Origin of the sequence: Flavobacterium eburneipallidum, assembly GCF_027111355.2 — a bacterium.
Lineage (GTDB): Bacteria > Bacteroidota > Bacteroidia > Flavobacteriales > Flavobacteriaceae > Flavobacterium > Flavobacterium eburneipallidum.
This window is the reverse complement of sequence record NZ_CP114291.2, coordinates 1,035,194-1,054,625: the sequence shown is the minus strand read 5'-3', so window position 1 is coordinate 1,054,625 and position 19,432 is coordinate 1,035,194. Positions and strand designations below refer to the sequence as shown.

The window sequence follows — 19,432 nt, the reverse complement described above, 5'->3', positions numbered from 1 at the left end:
TACACTTTCAAACTATATCAAAATGCTAAAAACCGCCTCTACGTTTCTTACTTTTCTAATCATTTTTTCTCTTTCTAGCTGTTCTACTTCCAATAAAATTGCAGCATTAAAACCCGAACCTGATGATGCTAGTCCGCTACTTTATGACAACGTAGCTTCTTTTATCAATTTACCTATTAGTGTAAAAATCAAAGATATAGAAAACCAGACTAACACGCTTTTGAATGGATTAATTTATGAAGACAACACCATTGAGGACGATGATATTGAAATGAAAGTTTGGAAATTAGCACCCATTTCCATCAGCAACGAAAACGGAAAATTAAAAACTGTTTTACCACTTAAAGCCTTGGTTAAATATAGAATAGGCACTAAAACCATGGGAGTTAACATGTACAATGTAAAAGAATTCAATTTGAATGGCGTAGTAACTTTGTTAAGTGACGTAGGTTTGACCAATTGGAAACTGCATTCTAAAACCGAACTTAAATCGTTGGATTGGAACGAAAGTCCAACGATGACTGTTTTTGGAAAAAATGCACCTGTTACTTATCTTATCAATCCTGCTGTAAAACTTTTTAGATCTAAAATAGAAACTAAAATTGATGCTGCCATAGAAAAATCGATGGATTTCAAACCTAATGTTTTGGCAGCTTTGGAAAAAATTTGCACCCCTTTTCAAATGAGTGAAGCGTATCAAAGTTGGCTTCAAGTGGTTCCTATCGAAGTCTATTCGACCGATGCCAAACTTAAAAACGACACTTTTTTGATGGATATGGGGATGAAATGTACGATGGAAACTTTGATTGGTCAAAAACCAGAATCTAAATTCAATGCTTCAAAAATTATTCTAAAACCAATAACTAAAATCCCCAATAAAATTTCTGCTACAATTGCCGCAGTATCAACTTATGCGGAAGCGACCAAAATAATGACCAAGAATTTTGCAGGGCAAGTGTTTGGATCAGGAAGCAAAAAAGTAACCGTTCAAAAAGTGGATATTTGGCACAAAAATGACAAAATGGTAATTGCTTTGGATTTATTAGGTTCGGTAAACGGAACAATATATTTAACCGGTTTTCCTCAATATAATGAACAAACCAAAGAAATTTATTTTGACAAACTGGATTATGCTTTAGACACCAAAAATAAATTGATGCGTACGGCTAACTGGCTAGCTCAAGGACTGATTCTACGAAAAATTCAGCAGACTTGTCGTTATTCTATCGTTCCAAATCTTGAAGAAGGAAAGAAAAGTATGGCGGCTTATTTGAAAAATTATTCTCCAATGCCAGGTGTTTTTGTCAACGGAAAAATGGAAGATATTCAGTTTAACAGCATTCAATTGACTAACAAAGCCATTATTGCTTTTATAAAAATAAATGGAGTTGTGAATGTTTCTGTAGATGGATTTAAGTAGTTCGATTTTAGATTGTAGAATTTAGATTTCAGATTCTAAAAACAGACTACTTCTTATTCTTCCACATTCGATAAATATAATAGGCTATTCCAGCAACAAGAAGGTATGGAATTACCATTAAATAAACGATTCCGTCATTTACGGCTTGTGCCTTTGCAGTGTTTCCTTCACTAGTTAAAGCAGCACGACACATGGCACATTGGGCATAAGTAGAAAATCCAAAAACAAAAAAACAAATTACAAAAAGAATTTTCGATTTGTTTTTTTGACTTCTGACTTCTAACTTCTGACTTCTAACTTTACTAAACATAATAAGGGGAAATCATTAAATAAACCACAACACCTGTTACGGCAACATACAACCAAATCGGAAATGTGATTCGGGCAATTTTTTTATGCTTATCGAATTTGTTGGCCAAAGCGCGTACATAAGTAACCAAAACTAGTGGTATAACAGCAATAGACAACAGAATATGCGAAATTAAAATAAAGAAATAGACCGTTCTAATTATTCCTTCTCCTCCAAACTTGGTCGATTCAGAAGTCATGTGATACGCCACATACATTACCAAAAAAACAACCGAAAGAGCTATAGCGGTAGTCATTAATCTTCTGTGCAAAAAAACTCTTCCGCCTTTGATGGCCAATACTGCTCCAACTAAAACAACTGCCGTAATTCCGTTGATAGTTGCATAAATAGGTGGCAAAAATGAAAGAGGCTGAACATTGTATCCAAAATCTTTTAGCTTTACTGTAAAAAGAATAGCCACTACTACTGGTATTATAATAGAAACTGCTATTATAAACTTATTGAATTTTTTTTCTAACAAATTGTCTTCCATCGTTATTCTTTTAATAAAATTGCTATGTCTTGCTGAATATCACGAACTCCTTTTTTGTCTAAACCATCATAATATAAAATTGGATTTCCGTATTCGTCTTTTCTACATCTAATTTTTCCGTTTTTGTCAATCAAAGCAAACGAACCAGAATGTTCAAAACCACCATTGACTTTACTATTTTCACCAGCATAAAGATTGAATCCTTTGTTTGACAAATCGATAATATATTTTTTATCACCTGTTAGGAAATTCCAATTCGATGATTTCACTCCCAACAATTCTCGATGCGCTTTTAAAACAGCTGGAGTATCATTTTCAGGATCGATAGTGATAGAAACAATTCCAAAATTAGGATTACCAAAGAATTTTTTCTCAATAACCAACATACTTTGATTCATCTTCGGACAAATGGAAGGACAAGTGGTAAAGAAAAATTCTAAAACATAGACTTTTCCTTTATAGGTTTCGTTGGTAATCTTAACATTGTCTTGGTTTATTAATTCGAATTTAGGTGCAGGACCAATCGCAATTAAATTAGAATCTTCATTGGAAGTATTCGAAACTTTATCTAGTCGGTCTCCTTTTACGATTTCGCCCTTCTCAATTCTATCAATTATTTTCGGAACTACAATAATTCCAAAAATTAGAACCACAAAAGAAATCCATATATACGATTTGTTTTTAAGCATAATAGGGGTGATTAAAGTTTTTTAGTGGCATTGTGATTTTTTTTAAGTGCCGCTCGGTATTCGTATAGAATAATCTTGAAATCGTCAAGCATTTCGTTGCTCAATTCCGATGGATGAAAAGTATTGTAACCTTCTTTATAATCTTTCTTCTCTTTTCTTCCTCTCAAATTTCTTTCTTTATCAATAATATAAACGTTTGGAGTTCCTAAATCAGCATTTAATTTTTCAACTAACTTTAACTGATTGTAATAAGTTGCAATTTCTGAAGGCGATGCAAACACAAAATGCCAATCACTTACGTCTGTAAAGCCTTTTAGAACGGTTAACAAACTTTTAGCTTGTTCTTCTGTTCCTAGAGGACAAACAATTACAAACTGTAAATCCTTGAAAGTATGATAACGCTGATAAATTTTCTCGTTTAAGTTAAAAAAATTACCTCGGTTTTTTAGCAAGTTTGAACCCGAAAAACCTAGTACGGTAATATTACCATTCAAACTTATTTTTTGTCCATCCAATGATTTCCAATTGCCAAAATCGGCTGTTTTAGGAGTTATTGTTGGTAATGTTGTAAAACCATTTACGCCAGAAGCGAAGAAAAGGTAAGCTACAATTGGTAAAATAAAAAGGATGAAGAGAACAATATTTTTTTTCATAATTATAGCGGAAGATAGGTACAAAAATAAAAAAAGGCACGCAATGCGCACCCTTTTTATTGAATTAATATTTTGTTAAAAATTCCACTTAATAGTGCCATTTTTAAAAACCTCAAATACATAATCAGCCTCAACTAAAAGAATAAATGATAAATAAACTACCAAGAAAATTAAAGGCCAAATTACTGAATTTCTCAAAGATGCTGTTTCTCCTTCCATGTGCATAAAAGCATAAACTATATAGTAGGCTTTTACTAAAGTCAAGATAATAAACAACCAGTTCAATAAATTTAAACTTAAAAAGTTTGTCATGTGTAATGACTCTGGCTTAAGAATACCAAAGATTACTTCAATAATTGTTATAACAGATAAGATTCCGAAAACAGTCCAGATTCTTTTAGTATTAGATTCGTGTGCGTGTGACATAATAATGACTTTTTGTAAATTAAACTAGATAGAAAACCGTGAATACAAATACCCAAACTAAATCAACAAAGTGCCAATATAGTCCCACTTTTTCTACCATTTCATAGCTTTTTCTTTTCTCGTAGGTTCCTAATAAAACATTGAAGAATATAATAATATTAATTACTACTCCAGAAAATACGTGGAAACCGTGAAAACCTGTTATAAAGAAAAAGAAATCAGCAAACAATTTGCTTCCATACTCGTTTCTAACCAAGTTAGCACCTTCAACAACTAAACTAGCTTGCGCTAATCTTGCTTCTGATTCTTCTCTAGAAAGAACCGTCTTTTGTTTTTTGGCATTGATAACCTCTGTTCTAATTAAAATATTAGGATTCGCTTTGAAACCCGCTTGCACTTCTGCAACAGAGTAACTAGGCAAAGTTGGTTCATCCATAAACCATTTTGCTTTATTTCTTGACAATTGCTCCCTTTCTTCTGGCAAAGTCACTGCAAAATCAGCAAGTGCTACTCGTTTTCCGTCTTTATCAACAAACTGAAGTAAACTTCCTCCTTTAGTTTCAACAGCTCCGTATTCTCCTTTGATGAAGTTTTTCCATTCCCAAGCTTGTGAACCAACGAATATCAAACCTCCGATAATCGTTAAAAACATATAAAGTGTTACTTTCTTTTTATCCAATCGATGACCAGCATCAACGGCAAGTACCATTGTTACGGATGAAAAAATCAAAATAAAAGTCATAAATGCCACATAATACATCGGTGCCGAAACACCGTGCATGAATGGAAAGTGTGTAAACACTTCATCTGCCAAAGGCCAAGTTTCTATAAATTTGAATCTAGAAAAGCCATAAGCCGCTAAAAATCCTGAAAATGTTAAAGCATCTGATACGATAAAAAACCACATCATCATTTTGCCATAACTAGCTCCCATTGGTTGAGTATCGCCGCCTCCCCAAATTTTTTCTCCACTATTTGCAGTAGTAACTGTCTCCATAAAAGTTATTCGTTAAAAAGTTCCCAAATCTACAATTTTTTCTTATTTAAAGAAAAATAAAAATAAAAATAAAAATACCCACAATAAATCCAAAAAGTGCCAATACATTGCACCTAACTCAATCCCAAGAGTTTGGGTTGAATTGTATTTTTGTTTAAAATGATTATAAATTATAATTAAAAGCGAAATTAGTCCGCCAGCAAGGTGCAGCAAATGCACAACGGTAACAATATATAAAAATGTTGTTGTAATTGAACTCTGTGGTCCAGTAAAATAATACCCACTTTCTACTATTTCAGTAAATCCTGCAAATTGCAAAACCACAAATAAAATTCCTAATACCAGAGTAGCCAAAAGAAATCCTGTTGTAGCATTTTGATTGTCTTTTTGAATCGCTTTTTTAGCCAAATGAAAAGTAACACTACAGCCAATAATTACTGCTGTGCTGTAGAAAAATGCAGCTGGCAATTGAAAATCTTTCAACCAATCGACTCTGGATTTACTCACTATAAAAGCACTGGTAAGTCCTGCAAACATCATAATCATGCTAATCATGGCGAACATCAATAGCAATTTGTATGATCTATTTGATCTTTCTTTATGCTCTTCGGCGGTCATTGTTGTTGTCATAACTATCTTAAAAATTTATCAAATATGTAAATTAATTGTAATAAGGTAATATAAGAAACACTTACCAACATTAAGGTTCTTGCTGCTTTTGCTGTTCTTGATTGATATAATTTCACTGCGTAAAAAAGCATCCAAAGTCCGAGCAAGAATACTAAAACCGCTGCGATAGGCGAAATAAATAATTGCCCCGTATATCCCAAGGAAGGCAAAAGTGACGCAACTATTAACCAAACGGTATATAATATAATTTGCAAAGCTGTTCCTTTATCTTTTTTACCTGTTGGCAACATAAAGAAACCCGCTTTTTCGTAATCTTCATATAAAAACCAACCAATTGCCCAAAAGTGAGGAAACTGCCAGAAAAACTGAATTAAAAACAAAGTTCCAGCCTCAATACCAAACTCTCCTGTTGCTGCAACCCAGCCTAACATAAAAGGAATTGCTCCTGGAAAAGCTCCCACAAAAACCGACAAGGAAGTCACCGTTTTTAAAGGAGTATATAAACTTGTGTATAAAAAAATAGAAATCGCACCAAACATGGCTGATTTTGGATTGATACTATAAAGCAAAACAATTCCAATAATAGTGAGAACACTCGCAATTACTAAAGCCAAATTTGGCGACATTCTGCCAGCTGGAATAGGACGATTTTTAGTTCTGTCCATCAAGGCATCCAAATCTTTTTCGATCACTTGATTGAATGCGTTTGAAGCTCCCACCATGCAATAACCACCAATGGCTAATTTTAGCAAAACCACCCAATCCAAAGACTGAAAATCAGTCACACCAAGCAAAAAACCAGCGATAGACGAGAACAAAACACTAATAGCTAATCCTGCTTTTGTGATGGCTTTGAAATCGTTATAAATTGATTTGATAGAAATGGTACTCAAGGCTGACTTTGTTGGTTCTTTTAAAACTTTTGCAAAAGTAGTTTATCGAAAGGGATTAGGCAAAAAACAATTCATAAAAAAACACAAGTTTTGTTTATCCTTGTAATAAGAACAGTAGCTATCTAAATTAAATTAATATTTTGCTTATTCAAATTGCATAGGTTATGATAAAACATAAAAACCACCTCGCTTTTGAGATGGCTTTTAAAGATATAATACTATTTGAAATTACTGCGATATATAAGAATCCAAATGTTTGATAGTTTCTTTTTGTATTTCGATGATTGCTTTTACCACGTCGCTTATAGAAATGATTCCTATGATTATATTGTTGTCCGAAACAGGCAAGTGTCTTACTCGTTTTGTATTCATTAATTCCATGCAATAATCCAAATCATCTGCTGGAGTTACAGTAAGCACATTTTCTTCCATGATTTCATGAACAAAAGTCTTTTTGGAAGACTTTGCTTTCAAGGCAATTTTCCTTGCATAATCTCTTTCAGATAAAATCCCTTTGAGTACAGTGTCTTCTATAATTAGAATAGCACCAATGTTTTTTTCACTCATTACACCCAAGGCTTCATACACTGTAATGGTTGGTAATACTGAAAATACTTCTTTTCCTTTTTTGGCTAATATTTGTTCCACTTTCATAACAAAATGATTTTAAATGAATTATAAATTTAGAAAAATAATCAACAACAATGGTTTTAATTTGAAAAATTATTTCAAAAAATTCAGATTGCGCTTTAAGCCATCAAACTTCGTTCTTTTTAGTGGCGAATTTTTAAAAACAGCTTTAAAAGTTTCTTCGGTAATTTCATTCCAATCTTTTTTGGACATAGAAAGCAATTCAGGATTGGGATTGAAAAGTGGCTCTTTATGTGGTTTCGAAAAGCGATTCCAAGGACAAACATCCTGACAAATATCACAACCAAAAGCCCATTCATTGAATTTGCCTTTCATTTCTAACGGGATATTCTCTTTGAGCTCAATGGTAAAATAAGAAATACATTTACTACCATCCACCACATAAGGAGCAACAATAGCCTCGGTCGGGCAAGCATCGATACAAGCGGTGCAAGAACCGCAATGATCGGTTACAGCATGGTCGTATTCTAAATCTAAATCAATAATCAATTCGGCTATGAAATAAAAAGAACCTACTTTTTGAGTCAGTAAATTGCTGTTTTTACCAATCCAACCCAAACCGCTTTTGGCAGCCCAAGCTTTATCTAAAACAGGAGCCGAATCTACAAAAGCACGACCTGAAACATCTCCAATTTCAGATTGAATAGAAAATAATAACTCCTTCAATTTGTCTTTAATTACAAAATGATAATCCTGACCGTAAGCGTATTTTGAAATTTTATAAGAATCCGTATTTTGAATTTCGGAAGGGTAATAATTCAATAATAGCGAAATCACACTTTTAGAATCCTCTACCAGTAAAGTAGGATCCAAACGTTTGTCAAAATTATTTTCCATATAGGACATTTGACCATTCATTTGTTTTTTGAGCCAATTCTCTAATCGAGGGGCTTCTTGTTCTAAAAAACCTGCTTTAGATATTCCACAAGACAAAAAGCCGAGTCTTTTAGATTCGGCTTTTATAAATTGTGTGTGTATTTCTTTGTTATTAATCAAAACTAAAAGAGTCCGCCTTGAATATTTGTCCTAATTTTTCCTAAATGCTGATAAGCTTTTTCAGTCACTTCCCTTCCTCTTGGTGTTCGCATGATAAATCCTTCTTGAATAAGGAAAGGTTCATACACTTCTTCAATGGTTTCACTACTTTCGGACACAGCAGTTGCTAATGTTGACAAACCTACTGGTCCACCCTTGAATTTATCAATAATTGTATTAAGGATTTTATTATCCATTTCGTCCAAACCGTGAGCATCAACATTTAATGCTTTTAAGGCATAACGAGCAATTTCGATATCAATAGTTCCATTCCCTTTTATTTGAGCAAAATCACGAACACGACGTAATAATGCATTCGCAATACGAGGCGTTCCTCTGCTTCTGCCTGCGATTTCGATAGCCGCTTCCATAGAAATTGGCATTTTTAAAATAGAGGCACTTCTTTCAACAATTGTCGTTAGAAGTTCCGTAGTATAATATTGTAGTCGTGATGAAATTCCAAAACGTGCTCGCATTGGAGCTGTTAATAAACCCGAACGAGTTGTTGCACCAATTAAAGTAAATGGATTCAAATTGATTTGAACCGTTCTGGCGTTTGGCCCCGATTCAATCATAATATCAATCTTGAAGTCTTCCATTGCCGAATACAAATATTCTTCAACAATTGGGCTTAAACGATGGATTTCATCTATGAATAAAACGTCTCTTTCTTCCAAATTGGTCAACAAACCAGCCAAGTCTCCTGGCTTATCTAAAACAGGACCAGAAGTGATTTTGATCCCTACTTCTAATTCATTTGCCAAGATATTTGCCAAAGTAGTTTTACCTAATCCTGGAGGTCCATGAAACAAGGTATGATCGAGCGCTTCATTTCTTTGATTCGCTGCTGCAACAAAAACTTTCAAATTCTCTAAAACCTGATCCTGACCTGCAAAATCATCAAATGACAGTGGTCTTAATCTTTTTTCAAGATCAAGTTCCTCTGAATTATAGCTGTTGTTTGTTGGGTCTAAATTTTCGTTCATGCTACAAATATAACAAGTTAAGGACAAATAAAAATGCCTTTCGAAAGGAAAGGCATTTAGATATAATTTAAAAAATGATTAGTGGTGTAATACTACTTCTCCTTCTTTCATTGGAACGTTTTGTGGTACAAAATCTACATCGTGACCTGGATTGCTGTAATCGTAAGCCCAACGGTGTACTTCTGGAATTTCTCCTGGCCAGTTTCCGTGAATATGTTCTACTGGAGTAGTCCATTCAAGCGTATTTGATTTCCATGGATTTTGAACTGCTTTCTTACCGTAAAAAATACTACTAAAGAAGTTGAATAAGAATACCAATTGGAAAACTCCTCCAACGATAGCAAAAACAGTAATCAATACGTTAACATTTTGCAAATCGTCAAACAAAGGAAAATTGGTGTTTGTGTAATAACGTCTTGGCAAACCTGCTAATCCAATAAAGTGCATTGGGAAAAACACTCCATAAGCACAAACTGCAGTTACCCAAAAGTGAATATAACCTAAATTTTTGTTCAACATTCTTCCGAACATTTTTGGATACCAGTGGTAAATACCAGCAAACATTCCATAAAGTGCAGAGATTCCCATTACCAAGTGGAAGTGAGCCACTACAAAGTAAGTATCGTGAACGTTAATATCTAAAGTACTATCTCCAAGAATAATCCCTGTCAAACCACCTGTGATAAAAGTAGAAACCAATCCGATAGAGAATAACATCGCAGGATTCAATTGTAAGTTTCCTTTCCAAAGTGTTGTGATGTAGTTAAACGCTTTTACTGCCGAAGGAATCGCAATTAACAAAGTTGTAAAGGTAAACACAGATCCTAAAAATGGATTCATACCTGAAATAAACATGTGGTGACCCCATACAATTGTTGACAAAAATGCAATTGCCAAGATTGACATAATCATCGCTCTGTATCCAAAGATAGGTTTACGTGAATTTGTTGCAATAATTTCAGATGTAATACCAAGAGCTGGTAGGATAATAATATAAACTTCAGGGTGACCCAAGAACCAGAATAAGTGTTCAAACAATACTGGTGAACCGCCTTGATAATGCAATACTTCTCCTGCGATATAAATATCTGATAAGAAGAAAGAAGTACCAAAACTTCTATCAAAAATCAACAATAAAGCAGCTGACAATAATACTGGAAATGAAATAACACCAATAATAGCTGTTACAAAGAAAGCCCAAATTGTAAGTGGTAATCTTGTCATTGACATCCCTTTAGTTCTCAAATTGATAACAGTTACGATATAATTCAATGACCCCATTAATGAAGAAGCGATAAATATAGCCATAGAAACCAACCAAAGTGTCATCCCTGCTCCAGAACCTGGAATAGCTTGTGGTAAGGCACTCAAAGGAGGATAAATTGTCCAACCAGCAGATGCTGGTCCAGCCTCAACAAAAAGAGAACATAACATAATAACGCTGGATAAAAAGAACAACCAATAAGAAATCATATTCAAAAATCCAGAAGCCATATCTCGAGCTCCAATTTGAAGTGGAATCAATAAATTACTGAAAGTACCACTCAAACCTGCTGTCAATACAAAGAATACCATTATCGTTCCATGTATGGTAACTAAAGCAAGGTAAATATCGTTTGCCATTACTCCATTCGGAGCAAATTTATCACCTAATAATAGATTGAATATTTTAAAAGATTCTTCTGGCCAAGCCAATTGTAATCTAAAAAGCATAGACATCATAACCCCAATAACCCCCATAATAATACCTGTTATCAAGTATTGTTTGGAAATCATTTTGTGATCTATACTAAAAATATATTTAGTGATAAAAGTGTCTTTATGGTGGTGTTCGTGTTCGTGATCTTGTGCGTGATCGTGACCTTCTGCTGACATATTTGTTTACTTTAAATTTTCTTAAATAATTATTTCATAGCTACTTTAACAATAGCTGCAGTATCTTTAGCTTTTGTAGTATCAATTCCTATTGTACCTTCAGCTGGAGCAGGAGTTGCATTGGCTGTTTTAACTTCTTGTACTAATGTAGGTTTTTCGCTCAACCACTTTTTATAATCTTCTGGAGTATCTACAACAATTTTCATTTGCATATTGTAGTGAGATGCACCACAAATTTTATTACAAATCAATAAAAAGTCAAAAGTATAAGGATCTAGTGCTGGCTGACCTTTAGCCACAAGTTCAGCACTTTTTTTAGTTCTTATTGCATTAATATTTTGAACCTTTTTCTTCATATAATCTAGCTCTCTGTATTCTGCCGTTGTATATATTGGTTCGAAAGCAAATTCAGTCACCATACCAGGTACACAGTTCATCTGTGCTCTGAAATATGGAAAATAAGCAGAGTGTAAAACATCTTGCGAACGGAATTTGAAATGTACTTTTTTTCCTTTTGGTATATGCAATTCAGAAACCACAATGTCGTCTTGAGCATTTGGATCGGATAAATCAACACCTAAAGTATTTACTCCTTCAATCAATCGAACGTTAGCTTTTCCGAGAACATTATCAGGACCAGCATATCTTGCAGTCCATTTAAACTGTTGTGCATACACTTCAACTACAATAGTATCTTCATCTTCATCAATAAACATAATGTTAGTCCAAGCATATAATCCAAAAAGAATCAAAACTGCTAAAACAACAGCAGGAATACCACTCCAAATAACTTCTAACTTTGTACTATCTGAAAAGAATAAAGCTTTTTGATCTTTTTTCCCTCTGTATTTAAAAGAAAAATAATGAACTAAAACTTGAGTAACAGCCTGAACAATGAAAATTAAAATCCATGTAACATTCATCAAGTTATCAATATCCGAACCGTGAGCTGAAGCAGGTGTGTGCAATACTAAATCTCCCCATTTTATCAATCCGTAAATTGTAAAAATATATAGGAATGCCAAGAAACCAAACATCAAATACCCTTGGATGTTATTATCCTTATCATTAGCTACTTGTGAATCATCCACTTCGCTAACTACTTGAGTTAAATCGAATATTTTAGTCAATTGCCATAATGCAATAGCCAACAAAACTAAAACTATAATTACCAACAAACTTGTCATCTATTTTTTTTTAAATATTAATAATGAAAATGTTTACTTTCTTCAATAAACGGATTTCTTTTTGCTAATAATGGAACTTTAGTCAATGCTGTAAATACAACATAAATAAACAATCCAAGGAAGAAAAGAACAGAAGCTATTTCAGAAACTCCAATAAACCATTGGTCACCTACTGTGCCAGGCATAATCATATTAAAGAAATCAATATAATGCCCTAATAGAATAACTACTCCAGCCATAACTAATATCCAACTGATTCTCTTGAAATCAGTATTTATTAAAATCAATACTGGAAATAAGAAGTTCATAACTACAGCACCAAAAAATGGCAAATTGTATTGTTGGATTCTTGTTACAAAATAAGTAACTTCCTCTGGAATATTAGCATACCAAATCAACATAAATTGTGAGAACCACAAATATGTCCAGAAAACACTAAAACCAAACATAAATTTAGCCAAATCATGTACATGACTTGTATTTACATGCTCTAAATATCCTTTTGATTTCAAGTAAACAGTAATCAAACAAATTGTTGTTACACCACTTACCAAGAAACTAGCAAATACATACCATCCAAACAAAGTACTAAACCAGTGTGGATCTACAGACATAATCCAGTCCCAAGACATAATTGATTCTGTAACGATAAAGAATACCAAGAAACCAGCAGACATTTTGAAATTCTTTTTGTAAAAACTATCATCGTTTGCTTCATCTTGTGCTAAACAATTTTTTCTAGAATAGTGTCTGTAAAGATTCCATCCAATCAAAAATATTGCTGCTCTGATTATCCAAAAAGGAAAATTCAAATATCCTGATTTACCTGCAATAATTGCATCATAATTTTCATGACCTTTTTCTGTTACACCTTCACCCAACCAAACAAATAAATGATTGAAATGCAATCCACAAAGAATTAATATCACAAAAAAGATAACAGAACCCACTGGCAAATAAGCCGTAATACCTTGCATTACTCTAAACAATACTGGAGACCATCCTGATTGAGCTACTTGTTGAATAGCATAAAAAGCTAACACTCCAAGAGAAACCAACATAAAAAAGATACAAGCAACATACAATGCAGCCCATGGTTTGTTTTGCAGTTGGTGTAAAACGTGTTTTAAATGTGCTTCGTGTTCAGCATGAGCATCAACTTTGTGTTCACCAGCTTCAGCATGAGCTTCTGTGGCAACATGTGTTTCGTGAGCTACAACAGGTGTAGCTAACGAATCTTTTACTACTGCTGTAGAAGTTTGTGCTTCTGTTGAATCATGAGCAACTTCTGCTACAGCATGACTTTCTTCTTTTGTAGCGTGAGCGTGCGCTTCAGTTGCAACCTCTGTTGCCTCAGAAGGATGAGTAGCTTCAACTTCATGATGACTACCATGAGCATCAGAAGCAAGAATTGCCTCAACTTCTTTAATATCTTTGGGTGCAGATAAAAAACCATAACCTATTCCTAAAAGACCAACAGCCATTAAGATTAGAGAAAATGTTTTTAATTTACTTGAAAATGTATACATATCTATTACGATGAGTTTGTTCTACAATTATAATTTGCTTTTTAGATCCATAACATAAGATGCAACTAACCAGCGCTCCTGTTTGCTCAATTGATTAGCGTGTGAACCCATCATATTAAGACCATAAGTTTCAACATGGAATACACTTCCTACATTGATTTCTCTATCTTTATAATTAGGAACTCCCAAGAATTTTCCTTGTTTAACTAATTTCCCTTGACCATCACCAGTTTCACCGTGACAAATGGCACAATAAATTTCGAAAAGAGCTTTAGCTTTTTCTGCATCTTTTTCAGACAAAGCACCTAAAGGAGATTGCAAGTTAGCTGCCTTAACAGCTAATAGTGCTTCTGGAGTATTTGGATACTCATATACCTCAAAACCTCTATTAATTGTTCCTTCAACAGGAAGCTGACCTTCTTTACCTTCTTTGAAAACATCCGATTGAGAGTAAGTTCCATAACTTACTGGCTCATACATATTAGGCATGTATTGATAATTTGGCTTCTCCTTATCGTGACAAGACGAAACTAAAATACTAATACCTACTAAAAGTGTTATTTTATATAAGCTTTTCATATCTACTATTAATGCTTTTCAATTACTTTAACTTCTACTGCTCCTGTTTTCTCGAAAAAAGAAACAAGCTCTTCTTCATTATTGTTTACTGCAACTTCCATCAAGAAATGGTCATCTGTAGTACGTACATCTGGATTTTCAGCTTCTTTAAATGGCCACAATCTACTTCTCATATAAAAAGTAATAACCATTAAGTGAGCTGCAAAAAATACAGTTTCTTCAAACATAATTGGCACGAAAGAAGGCATATTTTCAATATAACTAAAACTTGGTTTTCCACCAATATCTTGTGGCCAATCTTGAATCATAATATAATTCATCATCCAAGTTCCAAAAGACAAACCGCACAAACCATATAGGAAAGAACAAATTGCTAATCTTGTTGGTGCAAGTCCCATTGCTTTATCCAATCCGTGAACCGGAAATGGAGTAAAAACATCTTCAATATGATGATGAGCCGCACGTGTCTTTTTAACGGCGTCCATCAATATATCATCGTCATTATAAATGGCGTATATTACTTTATTACTCATGGTGTGAATCTTTATGTGATGCTCTTTCTCTAATATAATTATCTCCAGTTGCTTTCAAAATAGTTTTAACCTCTGCTTGTGCAATTACAGGAAATGTTCTAGCATACAACAAGAATAAAACAAAGAAGAAACCAATTGTTCCAATGAAAATTCCAATATCAACAAATGTTGGTGAGAACATTGTCCAAGAAGATGGAAGATAATCTCTATGTAAAGAAGTAACGATAATTACAAATCTTTCAAACCACATTCCGATGTTTACTACAATCGAAATAATAAAAGAGAACATGATACTTGTTCTTAATTTTTTGAACCACATAAATTGTGGAGAAAATACGTTACAAGTCATCATCGACCAATATGCCCACCAGTAAGGCCCAGTAGCTCTATTCAAGAATGCGTATTGTTCGTATTCAACTCCAGAATACCAAGCCACGAAAAGTTCCGTAATATAAGCAACACCAACAATAGACCCTGTAATCATGATAATGATATTCATCAATTCGATGTGCTGGATAGTAATGTAAGCCTCTAAATTAGATACTTTTCTCATAATAATAAGCAATGTGTTTACCATTGCAAATCCAGAGAAAACAGCTCCAGCAACGAAGTATGGAGGAAAAATTGTAGTATGCCATCCTGGGATTACAGAAGTAGCAAAGTCCATCGATACAATAGTGTGTACAGAAAGTACAAGTGGCGTAGCCAAACCTGCAAGTACTAAAGATACTTCCTCAAAACGTTGCCAATCTTTTGCTCTACCGCTCCATCCAAAACTCAAAATTGAATATACTCTTTTATTAAAAGGAGTTACTGCTCTATCACGAAGCATTGCAAAGTCAGGTAACAATCCTGTCCACCAGAAAACCAAGGATACAGAAAGATAAGTAGAAATTGCAAATACATCCCAAAGTAATGGTGAGTTGAAGTTAACCCAAAGAGAACCAAATTGATTCGGAATTGGAACAACCCAGTACGCTAACCATGGACGCCCCATGTGAATAATTGGGAATAAACCTGCTTGAATTACAGAGAAGATTGTCATGGCTTCAGCAGAACGGTTAATCGCCATTCTCCATCTTTGACGGAATAACAAAAGTACTGCAGAAATTAAAGTTCCAGCGTGACCAATACCAACCCACCAAACGAAGTTCGTAATATCCCAAGCCCAACCTACTGTTTTATTTAATCCCCAAGTCCCAATACCTGTAGAAATAGTGTAAATAATACAGCCTAATCCCCAAAGGAAGGCTATTAATGCGATTGAAAATACAATCCACCATTGCTTATTGGCTTTACCCTCTACAGGAGCAGCAACATCTACTGTTACATCGTGATAGGTTTTATCACCTATAACCAAAGGTTTTCTAATGGGTGCGTCGTATATATGAGACATAATCCTTTAAATTGATTTTTAATTTATCTTAAGTATTTCTAACTTTAACGTGGTAAATAACATTTGGTTTTGTACCAACATGCTCCAATAAATGATACATTCTTTCATCTTCTACAAGTGCAGCCACTTTAGACTCTTTATCATTAATATCTCCAAAAATCATTGCTCCAGTAGAACAAGCATTAGAACAAGCAGTTTGGAATTCACCATCAACAATAGCTCTACCTTCGTTTTTAGCTTTCAAAATAGTTGCTTGCGTCATTTGAATACACATAGAACATTTTTCCATAACCCCACGAGAACGTACACTTACATCTGGATTCAACACCATACGACCTAAATCATCATTCATGTGGAAATCAAATTCGCTATTCTTGTTGTACAGGAACCAGTTGAAACGACGTACTTTGTAAGGACAGTTGTTAGCACAGTAACGAGTACCAACACATCTATTATACGCCATATTATTTTGACCTTGACGGCTATGAGAAGTTGCAGCAACTGGACAAACTGTTTCGCAAGGTGCGTGATTACAGTGTTGACACATTACAGGTTGGAAAGCCACTTGAGGATTTTCTGAAGCTACTTCCATTTCATTAAATGTAGAAAGCGAACTAGACAAACCTGCAATATTTTCTTTTCGTTTGTTATCTCCCTCAAAAGTTTCTTCAGAAGAATAATACCTATCAATACGCAACCAATGCATATCACGGCTTCTTCTTACCTCTGATTTACCTACAACAGGAACGTTATTTTCAGCATGACAAGCTATAACACAAGCACCACAACCAGTACAAGCATTCAAATCAATCGAAAGATTAAAATGATGCCCACTTGTACGATCAAAAGAATCCCATAAATCTACTGTTGTAGCATTTACTTCTTTATGATCCAATGAAACTTTTGGTTGAGGATTCCAAAACTCAGCATCTTCTTTATTAAAATCTACTAATGAAGTTTCTTTAATAATATCACCACGACCCATCAATGTTTTTTGCCCTTGAACACAAGCAAATTGATGCGTTCCTTCAGCCTTTGTTAATGTAACAGATTGCACATTATTAAAACCTTTATATAACGAGTAAGCATTAACACCTACTTGCATTTCTTCTTTTATAGCAGCTTTTTTCCCATAACCTAAAGCTAAACCTATAGTACCAACAGCTTGTCCAGGTTGAACAATTACAGGTACATTTTCTAATTTAACTCCATCAGCAGTAGTAATAGTAGCATAACTTCCGTCTAAACCACCATCAGCAACAATTTCATTTGATAATTCATACTTCTTTGCATCAGCAGCAGAAATAGTTATATAATTATCCCAAGAAACTCTCGTGATTGGATCTGGAAACTCTTGCAACCATGGATTGTTTGCCAATTGACCATCACCCAAACCAGTTTTAGTATATAAAACTAACTCAAGTCCTTGCGCTGGTTTTGATTTAGCCAAAGCATTGGCAGCAACAGTATAATCTGCTGAACCTGCAGAAGCTGAAGATATATCTCCAACAAAAACACCATCATGTAATACTTTATTCCAACTAGAACCAGTAATAATTGATGCTGAACTTGCTTTTAAATAATTATAGAAATTACCAACAATTCCATTTAAAGACAATAAGACATCTTGAAATTGTTTAGTATCAAATAAAGGACGGATAGTTGGTTGAGTCAAACTGTAAGTACCTTTTGTAATGCTTACGTCTCCCCAAGATTCTAAATAGTGAGGCGCTGCAGCAGCAATAGTAGTTTTTGAAGCAGTTTCATCTTCTTTTGTAGAGAATGAAGCCGAAAGAGTTACTTTTTTCAATCCATCTTCAAAATCTTTAGAATTTGGTAATGAATAAACTGGATTCACACCACTCATAATCAAAGTATGAACGCTTCCTGCTTTCATATCATTAATTAATTGAGCTACTTTTTGATCAGATCCTTTTCTAATTTGTCTTGTTCCAACAGTTGTAAATGCTGCACTTGACAACGCTTGATTAATGGCTAAAACCAATAATTGAGCATTTTTATCTTGAATACCTGAAACCAAAACTCCATTACTTCCAGCTGCTTTTAATTGTTGAGCAGCTTTAGCAACTTCATCTTTATACTTTCCTTCTAAAGCTACTGGAACAGATGCTCCAACAACTACATTATAGATATGAACTAATGCTTGTTTTTGATTAGCGGTTGACATCGCAACACGCCTATCAGCAGAAGCACCAGATAAAGTCATGTTCGCTTCAAACTGAATATGACGGGACATTTTTTTATTTGCATGAGATCCTTGAGGGATTCTTCCTTTAACATAACCTACATCATAACTTCCACCTTGCCAATCTCCCAAGAAATCTGCCCCAACAGAAACAATCGATGTTACTTTTGAAAAGTCATAATCAACCAAAGCTCTTTCACCATAAACTGCTTCAAAAGCATCTAAAGCTTCTGATTCTGACACAGCATCGTATATAACATGTTTGGCGTTTGGATTTTTTGAAATAAATTCAGCAATCAACTTTTCAGTAGATGGACTTGCTAAAGTATTAGTCAAAAGAACAACTTGACCTCCTTTTGCTTTTGCATCAGCAATACTAGACTTCAATTTTGAATCTACTTCAACCCAACTTGCTTTTTTACCTGCAATTTTAGGCTCTTTCAAACGCATACTATCATACAATGATAATATAGAAGCATGAATTCTAGCATTAGCAGAAAATTTAGCTCCTGCAATAGTATTGTTATCTATTTTAATAGGACGACCTTCGCGTGTTTTCACTAAAAGATTAGCAAAATCAAAACCGTCAAAAACTGTAGTTGCATAATAATCTGCAACACCAGGAATAATTTGTTCTGGCTGTACCACATAAGGTATCGACATGTGCACCGGACCCTCACAAGCTGCAAGCGTAGCTGCGGCAGTACTAAATCCAACGTACTTTAAAAAATCACGACGTGAAGTTGACGAAGATGCTAACGCATCATTATTCCCTAAAAATTCATCAGTTGGAATTTCTTCAACAAATTCGTTATTTTTAAGCGCCTCAACAATAGAACTACTTCCGTCTAGCTCTTCAACACTTTTCCAGTATTTTTTGTTTGATGACATATTCTATATAAATA

At 34.2% G+C, this 19,432-nt stretch carries 19 protein-coding genes; 1 reads left to right on the top strand and 18 read right to left on the bottom strand.

Annotated elements, in window-relative coordinates:
- Positions 1-22 precede the first annotated feature (22 nt).
- Entirely contained in the window at positions 23-1,420 is a 1,398-nt protein-coding gene (locus OZP15_RS04380) for a DUF4403 family protein (protein ID WP_269227275.1), read from the top strand.
- A gap of 46 nt (positions 1,421-1,466) precedes the next feature.
- Here OZP15_RS04380 and OZP15_RS04375 read toward each other — a convergent pair whose 3' ends face one another.
- From OZP15_RS04375 to OZP15_RS04290, 18 genes are all read right to left on the bottom strand, one after another.
- A complete protein-coding gene (locus tag OZP15_RS04375; RefSeq protein ID WP_269227274.1) occupies positions 1,467-1,730 on the bottom strand; it encodes a hypothetical protein in 264 nt (87 codons plus the stop codon).
- Positions 1,723-2,262 (bottom strand): DUF420 domain-containing protein, encoded by a 540-nt coding sequence (locus OZP15_RS04370; protein ID WP_281337121.1) that lies wholly within the window; start codon positions 2,260-2,262, stop codon positions 1,723-1,725. Before OZP15_RS04370 ends, OZP15_RS04375 begins: the two co-directional genes overlap by 8 nt.
- Before the next feature lie 2 nt (positions 2,263-2,264).
- Positions 2,265-2,951 (bottom strand): SCO family protein, encoded by a 687-nt coding sequence (locus OZP15_RS04365; protein ID WP_269227273.1) that lies wholly within the window; start codon positions 2,949-2,951, stop codon positions 2,265-2,267.
- Between the two features lie 11 nt (positions 2,952-2,962).
- Positions 2,963-3,604 carry a hypothetical protein gene (locus OZP15_RS04360; RefSeq protein ID WP_281337120.1) on the bottom strand — a complete coding sequence of 214 codons (642 nt, stop codon included), beginning with the start codon at positions 3,602-3,604 and terminating at the stop codon, positions 2,963-2,965.
- 75 nt (positions 3,605-3,679) lie between these two features.
- Positions 3,680-4,030, bottom strand: coding sequence for a cytochrome C oxidase subunit IV family protein (locus tag OZP15_RS04355; RefSeq protein ID WP_269227271.1), 351 nt, complete (start codon positions 4,028-4,030; stop codon positions 3,680-3,682).
- A gap of 19 nt (positions 4,031-4,049) precedes the next feature.
- On the bottom strand, positions 4,050-5,027 hold the full coding sequence (locus tag OZP15_RS04350) for a cytochrome c oxidase subunit 3 (RefSeq protein ID WP_269227270.1): 978 nt from the start codon (positions 5,025-5,027) through the stop codon (positions 4,050-4,052).
- 42 nt (positions 5,028-5,069) lie between these two features.
- Positions 5,070-5,657, bottom strand: coding sequence for a cytochrome c oxidase subunit 3 (locus tag OZP15_RS04345; RefSeq protein ID WP_269227269.1), 588 nt, complete (start codon positions 5,655-5,657; stop codon positions 5,070-5,072).
- Positions 5,658-5,659: 2 nt separating this feature from the next.
- Complete coding sequence (cyoE, locus tag OZP15_RS04340; RefSeq protein ID WP_269227268.1) at positions 5,660-6,550, bottom strand: heme o synthase; 891 nt, start codon at positions 6,548-6,550, stop codon at positions 5,660-5,662.
- A 228-nt stretch (positions 6,551-6,778) separates the two neighbouring features.
- On the bottom strand, positions 6,779-7,204 hold the full coding sequence (locus tag OZP15_RS04335; RefSeq protein WP_269227267.1) for a CBS domain-containing protein: 426 nt from the start codon (positions 7,202-7,204) through the stop codon (positions 6,779-6,781).
- Positions 7,205-7,273: 69 nt separating this feature from the next.
- Entirely contained in the window at positions 7,274-8,197 is a 924-nt protein-coding gene (gene queG, locus OZP15_RS04330; protein WP_281337119.1) for a tRNA epoxyqueuosine(34) reductase QueG, read from the bottom strand.
- A gap of 2 nt (positions 8,198-8,199) precedes the next feature.
- Positions 8,200-9,222 (bottom strand): Holliday junction branch migration DNA helicase RuvB, encoded by a 1,023-nt coding sequence (gene ruvB, locus OZP15_RS04325; RefSeq protein WP_281337118.1) that lies wholly within the window; start codon positions 9,220-9,222, stop codon positions 8,200-8,202.
- Positions 9,223-9,300: 78 nt separating this feature from the next.
- Positions 9,301-11,097 (bottom strand): cytochrome c oxidase subunit I, encoded by a 1,797-nt coding sequence (locus OZP15_RS04320; protein WP_281337117.1) that lies wholly within the window; start codon positions 11,095-11,097, stop codon positions 9,301-9,303.
- Positions 11,098-11,126: 29 nt separating this feature from the next.
- Positions 11,127-12,284, bottom strand: coding sequence for a cytochrome c oxidase subunit II (locus OZP15_RS04315; RefSeq protein ID WP_281337116.1), 1,158 nt, complete (start codon positions 12,282-12,284; stop codon positions 11,127-11,129).
- Between the two features lie 17 nt (positions 12,285-12,301).
- Positions 12,302-13,813: a quinol:cytochrome C oxidoreductase gene (locus OZP15_RS04310; protein ID WP_281337115.1), complete on the bottom strand. Its 1,512-nt coding sequence runs from the start codon at positions 13,811-13,813 to the stop codon at positions 12,302-12,304.
- 27 nt (positions 13,814-13,840) lie between these two features.
- On the bottom strand, positions 13,841-14,392 hold the full coding sequence (locus OZP15_RS04305) for a c-type cytochrome (RefSeq protein WP_269227264.1): 552 nt from the start codon (positions 14,390-14,392) through the stop codon (positions 13,841-13,843).
- Positions 14,393-14,400: 8 nt separating this feature from the next.
- Positions 14,401-14,925 (bottom strand): DUF3341 domain-containing protein, encoded by a 525-nt coding sequence (locus tag OZP15_RS04300; protein WP_269227263.1) that lies wholly within the window; start codon positions 14,923-14,925, stop codon positions 14,401-14,403.
- Entirely contained in the window at positions 14,918-16,321 is a 1,404-nt protein-coding gene (gene nrfD, locus OZP15_RS04295; protein ID WP_281337114.1) for an NrfD/PsrC family molybdoenzyme membrane anchor subunit, read from the bottom strand. Before nrfD ends, OZP15_RS04300 begins: the two co-directional genes overlap by 8 nt.
- 28 nt (positions 16,322-16,349) lie before the next feature.
- Entirely contained in the window at positions 16,350-19,418 is a 3,069-nt protein-coding gene (locus tag OZP15_RS04290; RefSeq protein WP_281337113.1) for a TAT-variant-translocated molybdopterin oxidoreductase, read from the bottom strand.
- Positions 19,419-19,432 lie beyond the last annotated feature (14 nt).